This window comes from Streptomyces sp. NPDC053367 (assembly GCF_044545925.1).
Lineage (GTDB): Bacteria > Actinomycetota > Actinomycetes > Streptomycetales > Streptomycetaceae > Streptomyces.
In genome coordinates this window covers 107,554-123,882 of the sequence record NZ_JBITYN010000010.1, presented here as the reverse complement: position 1 = coordinate 123,882, position 16,329 = coordinate 107,554, and the positions used below count along the sequence as shown (strand labels likewise).

16 protein-coding genes are annotated in these 16,329 nt (G+C 73.5%); 3 read left to right on the top strand and 13 right to left on the bottom strand.

Annotation, left to right across the window (positions count from 1 at the left end; all coding sequences use genetic code 11):
• Positions 1-87: 87 nt before the first annotated feature.
• From ACIGXJ_RS27375 to zapE, 13 genes are all read right to left on the bottom strand, one after another.
• Positions 88-891 carry a TIGR04222 domain-containing membrane protein gene (locus ACIGXJ_RS27375; protein WP_399650498.1) on the bottom strand — a complete coding sequence of 268 codons (804 nt, stop codon included), beginning with the start codon at positions 889-891 and terminating at the stop codon, positions 88-90.
• Between the two features lie 92 nt (positions 892-983).
• Positions 984-1,766 carry a DUF4142 domain-containing protein gene (locus tag ACIGXJ_RS27370; protein WP_399650496.1) on the bottom strand — a complete coding sequence of 261 codons (783 nt, stop codon included), beginning with the start codon at positions 1,764-1,766 and terminating at the stop codon, positions 984-986.
• Positions 1,767-1,845: 79 nt separating this feature from the next.
• A complete protein-coding gene (locus tag ACIGXJ_RS27365) occupies positions 1,846-3,168 on the bottom strand; it encodes a DUF692 domain-containing protein (protein WP_399650493.1) in 1,323 nt (440 codons plus the stop codon).
• A gap of 117 nt (positions 3,169-3,285) precedes the next feature.
• The gene (locus ACIGXJ_RS27360) at positions 3,286-4,074 is read right to left on the bottom strand and encodes a DUF4142 domain-containing protein (protein WP_399650490.1); all 789 of its coding nucleotides are present in this window, start codon (positions 4,072-4,074) and stop codon (positions 3,286-3,288) included.
• Between the two features lie 118 nt (positions 4,075-4,192).
• Positions 4,193-4,894, bottom strand: coding sequence for a peptidyl-tRNA hydrolase (locus tag ACIGXJ_RS27355; protein WP_399650488.1), 702 nt, complete (start codon positions 4,892-4,894; stop codon positions 4,193-4,195).
• Positions 4,887-6,131 (bottom strand): MFS transporter, encoded by a 1,245-nt coding sequence (locus tag ACIGXJ_RS27350; protein ID WP_399650485.1) that lies wholly within the window; start codon positions 6,129-6,131, stop codon positions 4,887-4,889. The genes ACIGXJ_RS27355 and ACIGXJ_RS27350 overlap by 8 nt, the downstream gene beginning before the upstream one ends.
• 54 nt (positions 6,132-6,185) lie before the next feature.
• On the bottom strand, positions 6,186-6,365 hold the full coding sequence (locus tag ACIGXJ_RS27345) for a hypothetical protein (protein ID WP_399650482.1): 180 nt from the start codon (positions 6,363-6,365) through the stop codon (positions 6,186-6,188).
• Between the two features lie 18 nt (positions 6,366-6,383).
• Positions 6,384-7,229: a polysaccharide deacetylase family protein gene (locus ACIGXJ_RS27340; RefSeq protein ID WP_399650479.1), complete on the bottom strand. Its 846-nt coding sequence runs from the start codon at positions 7,227-7,229 to the stop codon at positions 6,384-6,386.
• 116 nt (positions 7,230-7,345) lie between these two features.
• Positions 7,346-8,716, bottom strand: a complete 1,371-nt coding sequence (locus ACIGXJ_RS27335) for an alkaline phosphatase PhoX (RefSeq protein WP_399650476.1) — start codon at positions 8,714-8,716, stop codon at positions 7,346-7,348.
• A gap of 86 nt (positions 8,717-8,802) precedes the next feature.
• Entirely contained in the window at positions 8,803-9,579 is a 777-nt protein-coding gene (locus ACIGXJ_RS27330; protein ID WP_399650474.1) for a slipin family protein, read from the bottom strand.
• Between the two features lie 134 nt (positions 9,580-9,713).
• Positions 9,714-11,225 carry a SulP family inorganic anion transporter gene (locus ACIGXJ_RS27325; protein ID WP_399650471.1) on the bottom strand — a complete coding sequence of 504 codons (1,512 nt, stop codon included), beginning with the start codon at positions 11,223-11,225 and terminating at the stop codon, positions 9,714-9,716.
• A 25-nt stretch (positions 11,226-11,250) separates the two neighbouring features.
• Entirely contained in the window at positions 11,251-11,832 is a 582-nt protein-coding gene (locus tag ACIGXJ_RS27320) for a carbonic anhydrase (RefSeq protein WP_399650467.1), read from the bottom strand.
• Positions 11,833-12,161: 329 nt separating this feature from the next.
• The gene (zapE, locus tag ACIGXJ_RS27315; protein WP_399650464.1) at positions 12,162-13,265 is read right to left on the bottom strand and encodes a cell division protein ZapE; all 1,104 of its coding nucleotides are present in this window, start codon (positions 13,263-13,265) and stop codon (positions 12,162-12,164) included.
• A gap of 37 nt (positions 13,266-13,302) precedes the next feature.
• Between zapE and ACIGXJ_RS27310 the strand changes: the two genes are divergently transcribed.
• The 3 genes from ACIGXJ_RS27310 (at position 13,303) to murC (ending at position 16,307) form a co-directional block, all read left to right on the top strand.
• Positions 13,303-14,112: a pyrimidine reductase family protein gene (locus tag ACIGXJ_RS27310; protein ID WP_399650461.1), complete on the top strand. Its 810-nt coding sequence runs from the start codon at positions 13,303-13,305 to the stop codon at positions 14,110-14,112.
• A gap of 154 nt (positions 14,113-14,266) precedes the next feature.
• A complete protein-coding gene (locus ACIGXJ_RS27305) occupies positions 14,267-14,740 on the top strand; it encodes an indole-3-glycerol phosphate synthase (RefSeq protein WP_399650458.1) in 474 nt (157 codons plus the stop codon).
• 178 nt (positions 14,741-14,918) lie between these two features.
• Entirely contained in the window at positions 14,919-16,307 is a 1,389-nt protein-coding gene (gene murC, locus ACIGXJ_RS27300; RefSeq protein ID WP_399650455.1) for a UDP-N-acetylmuramate--L-alanine ligase, read from the top strand.
• Positions 16,308-16,329: the final 22 nt, after the last annotated feature.

Below are 16,329 nucleotides of genomic sequence, written 5' to 3'. Positions count from 1 at the left end.
GATGTTTCGTTCGGGCGTCGGGGAAGGCAAGCACCGTTCGGCCGGTGTCGGCCCCAATGCCCCTGTGCGCCCCCCGAACCGGGCCCCTCAGCCGTCGCGGCGGAGCCGGCGCTCCAGATGCCGCTCACGGTGGGCGAAGGCCGCCCGCAGGTCCGGTTCGCCGATGGCGTGGACGCCGCGCACGGCGACGGACGTGAGGAACGCCCGGTCGTCACCGCCGCCACCGGTGGGCCTGGCGAGCGCGCCCAGCAGCCGCTGCCCGGCGGGGGACGCCCAGCGCGAGCAGGGGCGCGCCTCGAACCGGGCGATGGCCAGACAGCTGAGCGCGAGTATCAGTGGCAGCGCGAACCACATCGCCATCAGCGGTCGGGGCATGTCGGCCGGGACGGGCAGCAGCAACGCGGTCGCGCCGAGCACCACCACGGCCGCCGCGGCGGCCCGCACCTGCCGCAGCGCGGAGGCGACCGAGGGGCGGCCGTCGTCGGGCATCGCCAGGCCCGCGCCCACCAGCCGGTCGGCCAGGGCGCGCACCGGGTCGGCGTACGCCGCGGCCGTGCGGACCGGCGCGATGGGCGACTGGCCCTCCGGTCCGATCGCCCCGATCACCGAGCGCTCCATCTCGTCGCGCCCGCGCGGGTCGACGACGGTCGCCCAGCCGGTGTGGGCGAGCAGCAGCCGGCGCTGCCGGGCCATCGACACCAGCGTCAGATCGGCGACCCGGCGCGGGCCGCCGGACAGGAACGCCGCCTCGTAGAGGGTCAGCGTGTGCTCCCGGCCCCGGCTCAGCGCGTCCCGCTCCAGGGACGCGGCGCGTACGGCGGCCAGGCACAGCCGGGTGCAGGCCGTGCCCGCGGCGGCCCAGGCCAGGAGCAGAAGGAGGACCCAGAACATGCCGTGTTTCTATGTCAAAGGCCCTGCGGACACCATGCCTTGCTCACCATCCGGACGCGTTGTGGTGGAGGTGTGACCTTCCGCTTCCGGCCCTACGACTCCGCGCGCGGCGGCGGACTGCTCGTCGGGGGCGGCAGCGGATGGCTCGGCGACGGCGAAGGGGTCACCGGCAGGGCCGGGGCCGGGTCGGTGACCGGGCCCGGCGGGGCGGGGGAGTGGGTGAGGGGCGGGGTGGAGGCGGCCGCCATGTCGTGGGCCAGCTGGTCGAAGTCGACGTACCCCGTGGCCTCCAGGACCTTGATGTGGTCCAGCACGGTCGCGTTGGCGTCCTCGGCGAGCTGCCGCACCAGCGTGTTGCGGGTGCTCGCCCGGACCTGCGCGACCACGCCGAAGACCTTGCCGTGCGCGAGCCGCAGGATGTTGGCGAACTCCCGGTCGTACGTGGCGCCCTGGGCCGCGTCGAGGGTGCCGAGCCAGGCCCGCTGCTGCTCGTTGGGCTCGTTCGGCAGCTCGAGGCCCAGCCGGGAGGCCACGTCGCGGACCCGGTCGTCCAGGAACACATGGCCGTCGACCAGGTGCTGCCCCGCCGTGCGCACGGCCTGTGTCGTGCCCTTCTCCTGCGCCTGCTGGCCGGCCGGCAGCTCCCACAGGCCCGCCAGGCGGACCTTGGTGACGAACTCCCGGTCAAGGGCGGACAGCGGGCCGAAGCGGGTCGTCACCGTCTGGGCGTCCAGTACGTCGGGACCGGTGCCGGAGCGGTCGGCGTAGGACCAGAGGGGGAAGACCATGGCGAGGAGCGTCGCGGTGAGACCGGTGACGATGAGTCCGGTGCCGCTGAGTATGCCTCGGCCGGGTATGGGGGGGCGGGGTCGCAAGGGTGCCTCCTGATGTGCGGAGGCATGTTACTGCGCCTACCGAGGCGGTCGTGCCCGTGCGATTGCGACTGACCTCCGGTCATGGCTGGCCGCGCAGTTCCCCGCGCCCCCGGGGGGCCTGCCGCAGAAGCATTCTGGCGAGTGCGGGGCGACGGCGCGGAGCCGAGCCCGCTCGGTCCAGCCACCAATGCCGCAGGGCCCTGCGCACGCGCGTGTTCGGCAGGTCGGTCTTGTCCAGCACGTGCGCGGCGAAGGTCAGGGCGTCCTGGCGGTAGCCGGCCGTCATGGGGGTGCGCCGGGCGTAGGACAGGAAGGCGGGGCGGTAGGTGTCGCCCAGGATCTGCGGGAGTTCCGGGGCGACCTTGGCCACCACGTCCGCCCGCTTTCCGGCGAGGGCCCGGGACTGTACGCGCAGGCGTGTCCGGTCGAAGCCCTCGGGGGCGGGGGTTCCGGCCACCAGGGCGGACAGGAGGGCGGCCTGGGCGAGTCCGAGGCGCAGGCGTGCCTCGGGGTGCGGTGCGCCGGTGTCGGGCAGCCGCTCCTCCGCGGTCCTGCGGGCTTGTGCCGCCTCTGCCCCGCGCCCCGCCCGCACCGCACCCCGTATCGCCGTCAACTCCCGCTCCAGCTCGGCCGGTTCGGTGAAGTTCTCGTCGCGTTCCAGGAGGACGCCGGGAGGGGAGACGCGGCCGGCGAGGTCGGTGAGGATGTCGAGGACGGGGCCGGGGACGGGGTGGGCGTGGCTGTCGTGCCAGACGCCGTCGCGCTCGAAGCCGCCGGCGACATGGACGTACGCGAGCGCCTCCAGCGGCAGTCCGGCGAGCGCCTCGGCCGGGTCCTCGCCGCGGTTGACGTGGTTGGTGTGCAGGTTGGCCACGTCGATCAGGAGGCGTACGCCGGTGCGGTCGGCGAGTTCGTAGAGGAACTGGCCCTCGGTGAACTCCTCGCCGGGCCAGGAGATCAGGGCGGCGATGTTCTCCACGGCCAGCGGCACGGGCAGCGCGTCCTGGGCGATGCGGATGTTCTCGCACAGCACGTCGAGGGCGTCCCGGGTGCGGGGCACCGGCAGCAGGTGCCCGGCCTCCAGGCGCGGGGACGCGGTGAGCCGCCCGCCCGCCCGGACGAACGCGATGTGCTCGGTGACCAGGGGCGACCCCAGTGCCTCGGCCCGCTCGGCGAGCGCGGTGAGCCGGCCCTCGTCCGGCCGGTCGGCCCCGCCGAGGCCGAGGGAGACGCCGTGCGGGACGACGGTCACCCCGCGCTCGCGCAGCCGCCGCAGGGAGTCCGGCAGATGCCCCGGGCAGACGTTCTCCGCGACGACCTCCACCCAGTCGATGCCCGGCATGGCCTCCACGGCGTCCGCGATCTCCGGCCGCCAGCCGATCCCCGTCCCCAGTCGCTCCATGATGCGTCCCCCTCGCGCTCGTGTCGGTCGGGGTATGGCCCACGCGGCGGGCTTCCGAATCCCGCCGCGGGCACCTTCAGAGCAACATTTGAGGTTCGCCCCGCAGCACCGGGAGCCTCACTGGAGGACCCCCTCGGAGTCCACCGGGTCGGGCCGGGAGGTGTTGACCGTGCCGGGCGCGCCCGGCGAGGGCCGCGAGGTGGTGCGGATGTCACCGCTCGGCCCGGCGGCGGGCGCAGACGGCACCGGCTGGCCGGGGACCGGCGGGGGCGGGCCCGTGGGGCTGGCGGTCGAGCCGCTCACCGAGTCGTTGGCGATGGCGTCGAAGTCGACCTTGCCGGTCTTCTCCAGGACCGTGATGTGGTCGAGCACGGTCTGGTTGGCGTCGCTGGCGAGCTGCCGGACCAGGGTGTTGCGGGTGCTGTTCCGCACCGCGCCGATCGCCGGGAAGATCTTGCCGTGCGCCGACCGCAGCAGGTTGACGAACTTGTACTCGTACTCCGCGCCCGTCGCCGCCGTCATCTCCTGCAGCCAGCCCTGCTGCTGCTCGTTGGGCTGGTTCGGCAGCTCCACGCCCAGCTGGGCCGCGACGATGCGCACGCGCTTGTCGAGGTCGGTGTGGCCGACGATCAGATGGTCGGCGGCCTCCTTGATCGCCTCGCTGGGCGCCCGCTCCATGGCCTGCTGCCCCGCCGGCAGCTCCCACAGACCCGCCAGGCGCACCCGCACGATCAGGTCGCGGTCGGACGCGGTGAGCGGGCCCCAACGGGTGTTGACCGTGCCGGCCGCCAGGTTCGCCTGGCCGGTGCCGGAGCGGTCCGTGTAGGACCACACGGGGAAAGCGAGCGCGCCGACGGTGGCGACGAGGGCCGCGATGATCAGGGCCGTACCGTTGATACGCCGCAAGGGAAGCCTCCCGGGGAAAGCCGACTGGTCGCTGCTGGGCCTGCTGATGCACGGCCGGCGCCCACTGGTACGGGCGGCGTCCCCGGGATGTTCAACGCCGCCCGCGATCGGCGGCCGGTCAGCCCCGCAGCGCCGGATGGTCGGCGACCACCGTGCACGAGCCCGGCGCGACCTCCGTGAACCCGGCGTCCCGCACCACCGGCAGCCCGCTCGTGGTCAGCTCCCGCCAGCGGGCCGGTTCCGCGGTGCGCACGGCGAGCGGGAAGCCGGCCGCGCGCCAGGCCTCGCGCTCCTCGTCCGACAGCTCCCACCAGGCGAGCTGGGCGCCGTGCCCGGCCTGGGCCATGGCCTTGCCGGCCGACATCTCCACCTCGGGGCTCATCCACAGCACGGGCGCCCCGGGGTCGGCGGCGACCGGCTCCTCGGGGTCCTCCAGCTCGGTGCCGGAGACCTGCAGCCGCGCGAGGTCCTTCGGCCAGCCGTCCAGCGGCACCGGCGGGAACACCCGCACCTCGGCCGACTTGCCCGGCACGGTGATGCCGTCCAGCGCCTCGGCCCGCCGCCACTCCGCGCCCCGGGCCCGCCGTACGACCTTGCGGATCCGGGCGTCCTGCCAGTCACGCACGGCCTGCGCCCACTCGCCCTCACCGAGGGAGCGGGGATCGCTCAGGATCGTCAGCACGGCCCGAGCGGCGGTCTCCAGCGCGTCGGTACGGGCCGGGGGCGCGGCCCGCTCCATCCGGACGACCAACGGCAGCACGAACTGCGGCGCCTCGTCACGCGCGCTCGGTTCGGAACGGAAGGGGCTCTCATCAGTCACGCCGTCCAGTGTGCCAACCCGCCGTCTCCCCCCGGACGGCGTCCCCGCGCAGCGGAAGCAGCAGCGGGGTGGCCAGCAGGACGACCCCCGCGGCGGCGATCGCCGCACGCGGACCGGTGACGGCGGCGAGCAGACCCCACGCGGCGGTCAGGGCGGCGACGGAGACACCCGCGCTGACCGACCACGCGGTCAGGGTGCGGGCGACCCGGTCGGAGGGCGTGTGGTCGAGCCGGCAGGTGGCCAGGACCGGGTTGTACACGGCGCAGCTCGCCACCAGCGCGAACTGGACGACGACGAAGAGGACGATCCCCGCGACGCCTGGCCGCACGAACGCCAGCCCGAGCGGCCAGCACGCCCGCACCACCCCGGAGACGAGAAGCACCCCGCGCCGCCCGTGCCGCTTCACCAGCCGGGGCGCCAGCCGAGCGCCGAGCAGCCCGCCCAGACAGGGCAGCGCGAAGGCGAGACCGTACTGCCAGGGCGCGAACCCGAGGTCGTCGAGGAGGAGGACGGTGAGCAGCGGCTCCGTGGCCATGATCAGGCCGTTGACCGCGAGGGTGTTGAGGAACAGCGGGCGCAGCACCGGGTGGGTGAGGAGGTGGCGCCACCCCTCGAGCAGGTCGGCCGCGCGCAGCCGTGGCGCGCCGGTCCGCTCGGGGTGCGGTACCGTCCCGCCGATCGAGCGGATGCCCAGCGCCGAGAGCAGGTAGCTGACCGCCTCGGCGGCCACGGTCGTCACGGGCCCGAGCAGCCCGATCGCGGCCCCGCCCAGCGGCGGCCCGACGACGGTCGCGGTCCAGGTCGTGGACTCGAACCGGCTGTTGGCGACGAGCAGGTCATCCGGCGGCAGCAGCGCCTTCAGATACGCGCCCGCGGCCGAGTTGAAGGCGATGCCGGACGCGCCGACGACGACGGAGACGACGAGGAGCTGGACGAAGCCCAGCACGCCGAGCGCGAACGCGGCGGGCACGCTCAGCAGGGCCGCGCAGCGGATCAGGTCCGCCGCGATCATGACGGGCCGCTTGCGGCGGAACTCCACCCACGGCCCGAGCGGCACCGCGAGCACCGCCCCCACCGCCCGCCCCGTCGCGGCCAGCGCGGCCACCTGCGCCGGGCCCGCGTGCAGCACGAGCACCGCGATCAGCGGAAACGCGCCGAAGCCGAGCCAGCTGCCGTACGCGCTGACGGCGTAGGCCGCCCACAGCCGGCGGAACGGCCGCCCCAGCCCCTTCGCCATCCCCGGCGTGCCCCTCCCCGACGCGTGCGGTGACCCGCACAGCGTAGTGGCCGGTCAGCCGGAGCAGGCCGTGCGCTGGGCCTCCTGCCACTCGCAGACCGGGCACAGGGTGATCCCCTTGTACGACTCGGGGTACTCCGTGGGTTCCCGGCACAGCACGCACTCCGCGTACGGCGGGCCCTCGGCCCTCGGCGGCCTGGCCGGGGCGATCAGGCAGCAGTCGTCCTCGCTCATGTCTCCAGCGTAGGACGCTCACCCGCCCCGGGCGGCGGCCCCGATCAGCTCCGAGACCTTCACGAACCGGTAGCCCCGCCGGCGCAGCTCCGGGACGACCGTCCGGACGGCCCGCTCGGTGGCGGGGGCCGCGCTGCGGGTGCAGTGCAGGACGACGACCGAGCCGGGGCGTACGCCGTCCAGGACCTGGCGGGCCACCGCGTCGGCGTCCGTGGCGAAGGCGTCGCCGCCGACCACGTCCCACTGCACGGCCGTCACACCCGTGGGGGTCAGGGCCCGCAGCGCCCCGCGGTCGTAACAGCCGCCGGGGAAACGGAAGTACGGCATCGCGTCCGGCACGCCCGCCGCGCGGAACGCCGCGTACGCCCGCTCCACGTCCGCCTTCATCCGGCCGGCCGGCAGGTCGGGCAGGCCGTAGCAGTCGGGGGTGAAGGCGTAGTGGCTGTAGGAGTGGTTCGCGACCTCGAAGAGCCGGTCGCGGCCGATCGCGCGGGCCTGGTCCGGGTACTGCTCGGCCCACCGGCCCGTCATGAACACCGTCGCCGGGACCCGCAGTGCCCGCAGGGTGGCGAGGAGGGAGGGGTTGTCGAAGTGCTCGCCGGCCGCGGCCCGCTCCCCCTGGCCCGCGGTCATGTCGGCGTCGAAGGTCAGCGCGACGGTCCGGCCGGCCGTGCGGGGGCCGTTGCGGAAGACGGGGGTCAGGCCCGCCGGGCCCGGCGCCAGCGTCGGCGGCCGGGTCACCGACGGGGAGGGCGCCGGGCGGGCGCTGCCCGAGGAGCGGGCCGGGGTGCCGGGGGCGCCGCAGGCGGAGAGGGCCGCGCCGAGCGCACAGACGGCGGCGAATCGTCGTACAGGAAGGATCACCGTACGAACGTAAGAGGAGTGAACCGGCATTTCGGGGAGCCGGTGCCGTCCGTGCGCCCGTGCCGGGCGGGAGTCACCCGCCCGGGCCCGCCACGGGGGCGGTCAGTGGTGCCTGGTCAGTGGTTCCAGGGTCCCGTCACGGCGAACGTCGTGCCGGGGGTGTAGCAGTTGACGTACATCGTCTCGCCGTCGGGGGAGAAGGTGACGCCGGCGAACTCGGACCAGTCCGGTTCCTCGGCCGTGCCGATGTTCTGGCGGTTGCGGGCCATGGCGTAGACCTCGCCGCTGCGGGTGACGCCGTAGACGTGCTGGGCGCCGCTGCCGTCCTCGCACACCATCAGACCGCCGCTCGGGGCGAGGCAGATGTTGTCCGGGGACTCGCCGGGCAGCTGCACATCGGTGTCCGGGCCGAAGGCGATCACCAGGGTGAGGCGGCGGCGCCGGGGGGCGTAGCGCCAGACCTGGCCGTAGTGGTCGGCCCCCGAGCCGTTGCTCCGGCGCGCGAACGACGACACGAAGTACACGCACTGCCCGCCCCAGTAGCAGCCCTCCAGCTTCTGCGCGTGGGTGATGCCGCCCGGCCCGAAGTCCTGCAGCCGGATGGGCGTCGTCTTGGCCAGCGGGTCGGGTACGTCCACCCACTGCACGCCGTTGAAGGAGGTGCCCGCCTCCTGGACCACCGACAGGTCCGGTACGCCGGGCACCCGCATCGCCTGGAGCCGGCCGCCGGCACGCAGCGAGCCGAGGCCGCCGAGCGGCTTCTCCGGCAGGAAGCGGTAGAACAGGCCGAACGGCTTCTGGAAGGCGTCCTCCGTCTCGTACACGACGCCGCGGCCGGGGTCGACCGCGATGGCCTCGTGCGCGAAGCGGCCCATCGCGGTCAGCGGCACCGCGCCGCTGCGGTGGGGGTCCACCGGGTCCACCTCGAAGATGAAGCCGTGGTCCTTGGTGTAGCCGTTGGTGCCTGCCTTGTCCTCCGTCTCCTCGCAGGTCAGCCAGGTGCGCCACGGGGTGGGTCCGCCGGCGCAGTTGACGGCCGTGCCGGCGATCGAGACCCGCTCGGCGAGGACGCGGTTGCGGGAGTCGAGGGTGAGCGTCGTACAGCCGCCCAGGCCCATCGGGTCGTACGTCAGACCGGGGACGGTGGGGACGGCGATACGGCCGGTGACGCGGTTCTCGTGGTTGCGGACGAGGTGGACGCGGCCGCCTCTGCCGGGCAGGGCGGTCATGCCGTCGTGGTTGGAGGGCACCCGGCCCTCGCCGGAGCGCAGCTGGTCGCCCTCGCGGGAGAGCACGCGATAGCGGAAACCTTCCGGCAGGTCGAGCAGGCCCCTGGGGTCGGGCACGAGCGGGCCGTAGCCCTGCCGGCCGAGGCCCGGGGCGGCGGCGGCCGTACCGGCGAACAGCTCGGAGAGGGCTCCGGTGAAGGCGATACCGGCTCCCAGGGCGCCGGAACGGGCGAGCGCCTGACGACGGGTCATGGACATGGTGCAGCCTTCCTGTTGGCGGACAGGACTGACCAGCCGTGTCTATCACCCACAGGGCCCCGCGGGAACTACGCGCGTCGCTGGAGTCACCGGTCCGGTGGCCCCTGTTGTGCCTTTTCCAGGAACCTCAGCAGCTCCACCGGGAACGGCAGGACCAGTGTCGAGTTCTTCTCCGCCGCGACCGCCACGATGGTCTGCAGCAGGCGCAGTTGGAGTGCCGCCGGGGTCTCGGACATCTGCTGGGCGGCCTCGGCGAGCTTCCTCGACGCCTGGAGCTCGGCGTCCGCGTTGATCACCCGGGCGCGTCGCTCCCGGTCGGCCTCGGCCTGACGGGCCATCGAACGCTTCATCGTGTCGGGCAGCGACACGTCCTTGATCTCGACACGGTCGATCTGCACGCCCCAGCCGACGGCCGGGCTGTCGATCATCAGTTCCAGGCCCTCGTTGAGCTTCTCGCGGTTGGACAGCAGATCGTCCAGCTCGCTCTTGCCGATGATGGACCTGAGCGAGGTCTGCGCCATCTGGGAGACCGCGAACCGGTAGTCCTCGACGTTGACGATCGCGGCCGCGGCGTCGACGACCTTGAAGTACACGACCGCGTCCACCCGCACGGTGACGTTGTCCCGGGTGATGCCCTCCTGTGCCGGGATGGGCATGGTCACGATCTGCAGATTGACCTTCCGGATCCGGTCGACCGCCGGGACGATCAGCGTCAGCCCCGGGGCGCGGGGCGTGCCGCGCAGCCGGCCCAGCCGGAACACCACCCCGCGTTCGTACTGCTTGACCACCCGGGCCGCCGCCGCGAGATACACCAGACCCGCCGCACCCGCCCCCGCGGCCACCGCCACCAGCTCCTCGAGCATGACGACCTCCTCGCCCGGAGGCGTGGACTGACTGCTCCTGTCACGATATGCCCGGTGCCCGGTCCGGGGCCATGAGAGGGCGCGGACCGGGCAGGGGCGGGGCCGTGCGGGGCCCCGGCGGGTCTCCGGCGGGTTCAGGCGGGTTCGGGGCGGTTCAGCGCTGGCTCGGGGTGCGGGGCCTCCACCGGGGCGGAGGCGGCGGCGGTGACCTTCACCGGCTCGGCGCTGGTCACGCTGTGCCGCTCGGACCAGCCCTGGAGTGCCGTACGGAAGGCGTGGTCCAGGTGGTGCAGCCCGGACAGGTCCAGCTCCACCGGCCGGTCCTGGGGCAGCGCCTCCAGGCTGTCGAGCATCTTCGGCAGTCTGAGGAAGGTCGCGTTGCCCGACAGGTGCACCTGGACGGGGCCTGCGCCCTTGTCGACGACCTCCAGGCGGAGGTTCGAGGCCTCCCAGGCGGTCTTCACGACGGCCAGGCCCAGGCCGATGAGCACGCCCTCGAACATGCTGACCGAGACGATCGCCAGGGCCGTCACCGCCAGGATGACCGCCTCGCCGCGGCTCTCGCGCCACAGCGGCACGAGCGCGCGCACGGGTATCAGCTTGGCGCCGGCGTGGATCAGGATGCCCGCCAGGGCCGCGATCGGTATGTGGGCCAGCGCCTGCGGCAGCAGGGCGGCGAACAGCAGCAGCCACAGACCGTGCATGACCCGGGAGGCCTTGGTGCGCGCGCCCGCCTGGACGTTGGCGGAACTGCGCACGATGACCGCGGTCAGCGGCAGGGCGCCGAGCAGACCGCTGACGGCGTTGCCCGCGCCCTGTGCGACGAGTTCCTTGTCGTACTCGGTGCGCGGTCCGGAGTGCATCCGGTCCACGGCGGCGGCGCTGAACAGCGACTCCGCGGAAGCGATCATGGTGAACGCGACGATGGTGGCGAGCATCCCGGGGTCGGCCAGATCGCCCAGCGTGCCCAGGGACGGCAGCCGCACCGAGTCGAACAGGCCGTGCACCTCGACCGTGGCCACCGGCAGGCTGAGGGTCACCGAGGCCAGGGTGGCGAGGCCCACCGCGGCGAGCGGACCGGGCACGGCACGCACCCGGCCGGGCAGCCGCGGCCACAGCACCAGTACGGCGATCGTGCCCGCGCCCAGCGCCAGCGAGGTGAGCGACGCGGTGTCCCCGAAGGCGTCCGCCAACGCCTCGGGGACACCGGCGATCTTCTCCAGGCCCGAGGAGGGGGCCTTGGCGTCGGAGAGCGCGTACAGCTGTCCGGCGATGAGGACCAGGCCGATACCGGCCAGCATGCCCTCGACGACGGAGACGGATATCGCACGGAACCAGCGGCCCAGCTTCAGGCCGCCCATGAGGATCTGCAGCAGGCCGGTGGCGAGCACCATCACGCCGAGCGCGGCCAGGCCGAACTCGGAGACGGCCTCGAAGACCAGCACGGTCAGCCCGGCCGCCGGGCCGGACACCTGCAGGCTGCTGCCGCGCATCACACCGGTGACCAGGCCGCCCACGATGCCGGTGACCAGGCCCAGTTCGGCCGGCACACCGGAGGCGACGGCCACGCCGACGCAGAGGGGGAGAGCGACCAGGAACACCACGAGCGAGGCGAGGAAGTCCTGCTTGAGGTGGGGGTTCTTCATGTGGGGGTGTATGGACACGGTGGCCTCACAGAGCCTCGAAGGCGTCGGACTCGGCGCGGTGTTCGCGCACGGCCCCGGTGTGCACCTCGTAGTACCAGGCGTGGGTGCGCAACCGCCCTTCGGCCAGGGCCCGTTCCACACAGGGGTAGGAACGCAGCCGCATCAGCTGGGCGAGGACGTGGTGCTGCACCGCGTCGGCGACGGTGGGGTCGTCGCGGTCCGCGGCGGCCGGTTCCCCGGCCGCGTGCGCCAGCCAGTCGCGCACGGCGGGCACCGCGTCGAGGTCGTCGCCGCGGACCAGCGCCCCGACCGCTCCGCAGTGCGAGTGGCCGCAGACGACGACGTCCTGGACGCCCAGCACGTCCACGGCGTACTCGATGGTGGCCGCCTCGGCGGTGGGGCGGTGGGGGTCGTGGGGCGGGACGATGTTGCCCGCGGTGCGCAGCTCGAACAGCTCGCCGGGGCCCGCTCCGGTGATCAGGGCCGGTACGACCCTGGAGTCGGAGCAGGTGATGAAGAGAACGGTGGGCGACTGGCCCTCGGCGAGCCTGGCGAACTCCTCAGGGCGCTGTCCGAACGTACGGGCGTTGTCGATGAGGGGTTGCATGGTTGGCCTCCTGGAGGCACGGCAAAGCAGTATGCCGCGTCCCAATGGTTGGTCAACAGATGGTCAAGAAACACGTTAGCCGTGCAAAGTCGCTTGCAGGGTGAACGCCATGTTTCCGACCAGAAAGCGCCGCAGGAGCGCGGCTCGGTGGCCTGAACCCGCCCTTGAGCAGGCGGATTATCTGATGTTCCGAAAATCCGTCGGCTCGCTGAAGGGCGCCGTCGGCACTCGGTCCACCGCGTCGGTCGGTGCGTGAGCCGCGCTCGAGCCGGGACGCGAGCCGGGACGCGAGCCGTGGCGCGAGCCGTGACGCGGGCCGGAACCTCGCGTCAGTGCTCCACGAGGCGCTTGGCGTCGCGGGCCAGCGCGGTCAGACGGGAGATGGCCCGGAAGTACTTCTTCCGGTAGCCGCCGTTCAGCATCTCCTCGCTGAACAGCCGGTCGAACGGCAGCCCCGAGGCCAGCACCGGCACCTCGCGGTCGTAGAGCCGGTCGGCCAGGACGACCAGCCGCAGCGCCGTCGACTGGTCCGGGACGGGCGCCACGCCGGTGAGGCAGACCGCCTCGAGGTCGTCGGTCAGCGCGCCGTAGCGGCTGGGGTGGACCCGGGCGAGGTGCTCCAGCAGGTGCGGGAAGTCGTCGAGCGAGGCGCCCGGGGTGGCGTAGGCGGCCTTCGTCACCTGCTCGTCGGAGTACGGCGCCGGCGCCTCGGGCAGGCCGCGGTGGCGGTAGTCCTCGCCGTCGATGCGCAGGGGGCGGAAGTGGGCCGACAGGCCCTGGATCTCGCGCAGGAAGTCGGCCGCCGCGAACCGGCCCTCGCCGAGCTTGCCCGGCAGGGTGTTGGAGGTGGCCGCGAGCGCGACACCCGCCTCGACCAGCTTGCCGAGGAGGGTGGAGACCAGGACGGTGTCGCCCGGGTCGTCCAGCTCGAACTCGTCGATGCACAGCAGGCGGTGGCCGGAGAGGGTCTTCACCGTCTGCTGGAATCCGAGCGCGCCGACCAGGTTGGTCAGCTCCACGAAGGTGCCGAAGGCCTTCAGGGAGGGCTCCGCCGGGGTGGCGTGCCACAGGGAGGCCAGCAGGTGGGTCTTGCCGACGCCGTAGCCGCCGTCCAGGTAGACGCCGCGCGGGCCCGCCGGGGCCTTGGGCGTCCTCGCCCTGCCGAAGCCGAAGAAGCCGCGCCGCCCGGCGCCGGTGGCGTGCGCTCCGCCCAGTCCGGCCGCGAAGTCCTCGAGGACGCGGACGGCCTCGGTCTGGCTGGGCTGGTTCGGGTCCGGGATGTACGTGCTGAAGCGCACCGAGTCGAACCGCGGCGGCGGCACCATCTCGGCGACCAGCCGGTCCGCCGGGACGTGCGGCTCGCGGGCGCACAGGGACAGCGGAGCCGCGTCGGCTATCGGACGGAGGCCGGAGGAGGCGGTGGAGGACGACACGGTTCCCCAGCTTAAGCGGCGTGGAACACTGCGGAACATGCGACGCCTGTTCCCTGTGACCGACGAAACAGCAGCCCCGGCCCCGGACCCGGCCTCGAAGACGCCGGAAGGGGGCGACCACGAGTGGAGCCTCGGCGAGCTCGCCGCCGCCTACGCCTACCCGGCGACCGGCCCCGGCGGCCCCGAGGCGTGGCTGCGGGCCAACATGGTCTCCACGCTCGACGGCGCGGCCCAGCACGAGGGCCGCTCGCAGCCCATCTCCAACGCGACCGACATGCGGATCTTCGGCACGCTGCGGGCGCTGGCCGATGTGATCGTCGTCGGTGCTGAAACGGTACGCCAGGAGGGATACCGTCCGGCACGCGTGCGTGAGGAGTTCGCCGCCGCGCGCGAGGCCGCAGGTCAGGGCCCCGCGCCCGCGATCGCCGTGGTCACCGCGAGCCTGGACCTGGACTTCTCGCTGCCGCTGTTCACCTCACCGGCCGTACCCACGCTCGTCCTCACCGGCGCGGCCGCCGCGCCCGACCGCAGGGCCGCCGCCGAGAAGGCCGGCGCCCGGGTGGTGATCGCCGGCGACGGAATGGGCGTGGACCCGGTGCGTGCCGTGCAGGTGCTGGCCGGGCTCGGCCACACGCGGCTGCTGACGGAGGGAGGGCCGCGGCTGCTGGGCCAGCTGGTCGCCGCCGGCGTACTCGACGAGCTGTGCCTGACCGTCTCGCCGATGCTCACCGCGGGCGACGCGCAGCGGATCGCGGGGGGCCCGTCCGTGACCGTTCCGCGCCACTTCGAACTCGTGTCCCTGCTGGAAGAGGCCGGGTTCCTGTTCAGTCGCTACCGTCGGTCGTGAAATCAGCGGAATGTGTCGTTCCGTTTAGCTTCCGCTGGGCAAACTTAGACCGGCAGTACCCGTGCGATCACGGGGCAGGATGGTTTCCGCAGGGCCGTGCACGGCCCACGCAGGACGGAGGGCCCACGGGGCCCTCGAACAAGAAGGGGCGCTGGTGTTCACAAGCGTTTTGATGATCGAGAAGGCCCTGACGTCCGCCGACGTGGAGTTCGTCACGACCTTGCACGGGGACGAGCAGGTCTCCTTCCACGTGCTCCTCCAGCCGCGCGGGGAGCAGGCGGACCGGCTGCTGCGGGCCATCGACGACATCGCCCTCGGAGAGATCGACGAGGCGGTGCGGGAGGGCTCCACGCCGGAGGGCGAGGTGGCGATGACCGTCGGCGAGAAGGCGCTGGAGGTGTCCCTGACGGCACTGCGCGCCGCGGGGTCCGAGGCGGAGGGGCGGCTCGTGGACGACCACCCCCTGGAGGCGCTGAAGGGCCTGGTCGCCGAGGTGGGGGCCGATGAGGTCATCGTGCTGACCGACCCCCACTACGTGGAGGAGTTCTTCCACCGGGACTGGGCTTCCCGGGCCCGGCACAAGGTGGGGGTGCCGGTGCTGAAGCTGTTCTCGCACAGCAAGGCGTAACCGCGCGGGGCCCGTGCGGCGCCGGACGCGGGCGCGGGGCGACCGGTGCCGGCCCGCCGCGCCCGCGCGGCGGCGCCGCGGACCGCCGCAGCCCGCGCCCCCGGGCCGGCGCCCTCCCGCCAGGCAATAGGCTGGGAGCGCTTCAGTCTCGTACGCACCACTTCCTTGGAGATCTCGCATGGCACCCGGCATCCCTTCCGCCATGGAGCGGCCGCACTTCATCGGTATCGGCGGGGCCGGGATGTCCGGGATCGCGAAGATCCTCGCCCAGCGCGGGGCCCGGGTCGCCGGGAGCGACGCCAAGGAGTCGGCGACCGCGGAGGCGCTGCGGGCGCTCGGCGCCACCGTGCACATCGGGCACGCGGCCGAGCACCTGGCGGACGACGCGAGCTGCGTCGTGGTGTCGTCGGCGATCCGGGCGGACAACCCGGAGCTGGCGCGGGCGGCGGAGCTGGGAATTCCGGTGGTGCACCGGTCCGACGCGCTCGCGGCGCTGATGGAGGGCCTCAGGCCGATCGCGGTCGCGGGCACCCACGGCAAGACGACCACCACCTCGATGCTGGCGGTGTCCCTGAGCGAGCTGGGCCGTGAGCCGTCGTACGCCATCGGCGGCGACCTGGACGCGCCCGGCTCCAACGCCCTGCACGGCGACGGGGAGATCTTCGTCGCCGAGGCGGACGAAAGCGACCGCAGCTTCCACAAGTACGCGCCCGAGGTGGCGATCGTGCTCAACGTGGAGCTCGACCACCACGCGAACTACGCGTCCATGGACGAGATCTACGAGTCCTTCCAGACCTTCGCGGACCGGATCGTGCCCGGCGGCACGCTGGTGATCTCCGCAGACCACGAGGGCGCGCGGGAGCTGACCCGGCGGGTCGCGGGCACCGTGCGGACCGTGACGTACGGGGAGGCGGCGGACGCGGACGTGCGGGTGCTGTCCGTCGTGCCGCAGGGGCTCAAGAGCGAGGTCACCGTCCTGCTGGACGGCGAGGAGCTCACCTTCACGGTGTCCGTCCCGGGCCGGCACTACGCGCACAACGCCGTCGCCGCCCTGGCGGCGGGCGTGGCGCTGGGCGTCCCCGCCGCCGAGCTGGCGCCGGCGCTGGCCGCGTACACCGGCGTCAAGCGGCGTCTGCAGCTCAAGGGCGAGGCGAACGGCGTGCAGGTGATCGACTCCTACGCGCACCACCCGACCGAGATGACCGCCGACCTGGAGGCGATGCGGGCCGCGGCCGGGGACGCGCGCATCCTGGTCGTCTTCCAGCCCCACCTGTTCTCCCGCACCCAGGAGCTGGGCAAGGAGATGGGCCAGGCGCTGGCGCTCGCCGACGCGTCGGTGGTCCTCGACATCTACCCGGCCCGCGAGGACCCGATCCCCGGCGTCACCAGCGAGCTGATCATCGAGGCCGCGCGGGCGGCCGGAGCCGACGTCACCGCCGTGTCCGACAAGGGCGAGGTGCCCGAGACGGTGGCGGGAATGGCCAAGCCGGGGGATCTTGTTCTCACCATGGGCGCGGGCGACGTCACCGACCTCGGCCCGCGCATCCTGGACCGTCTGGCCCAGTGATCCCACGCATCCCGGAAGTGAG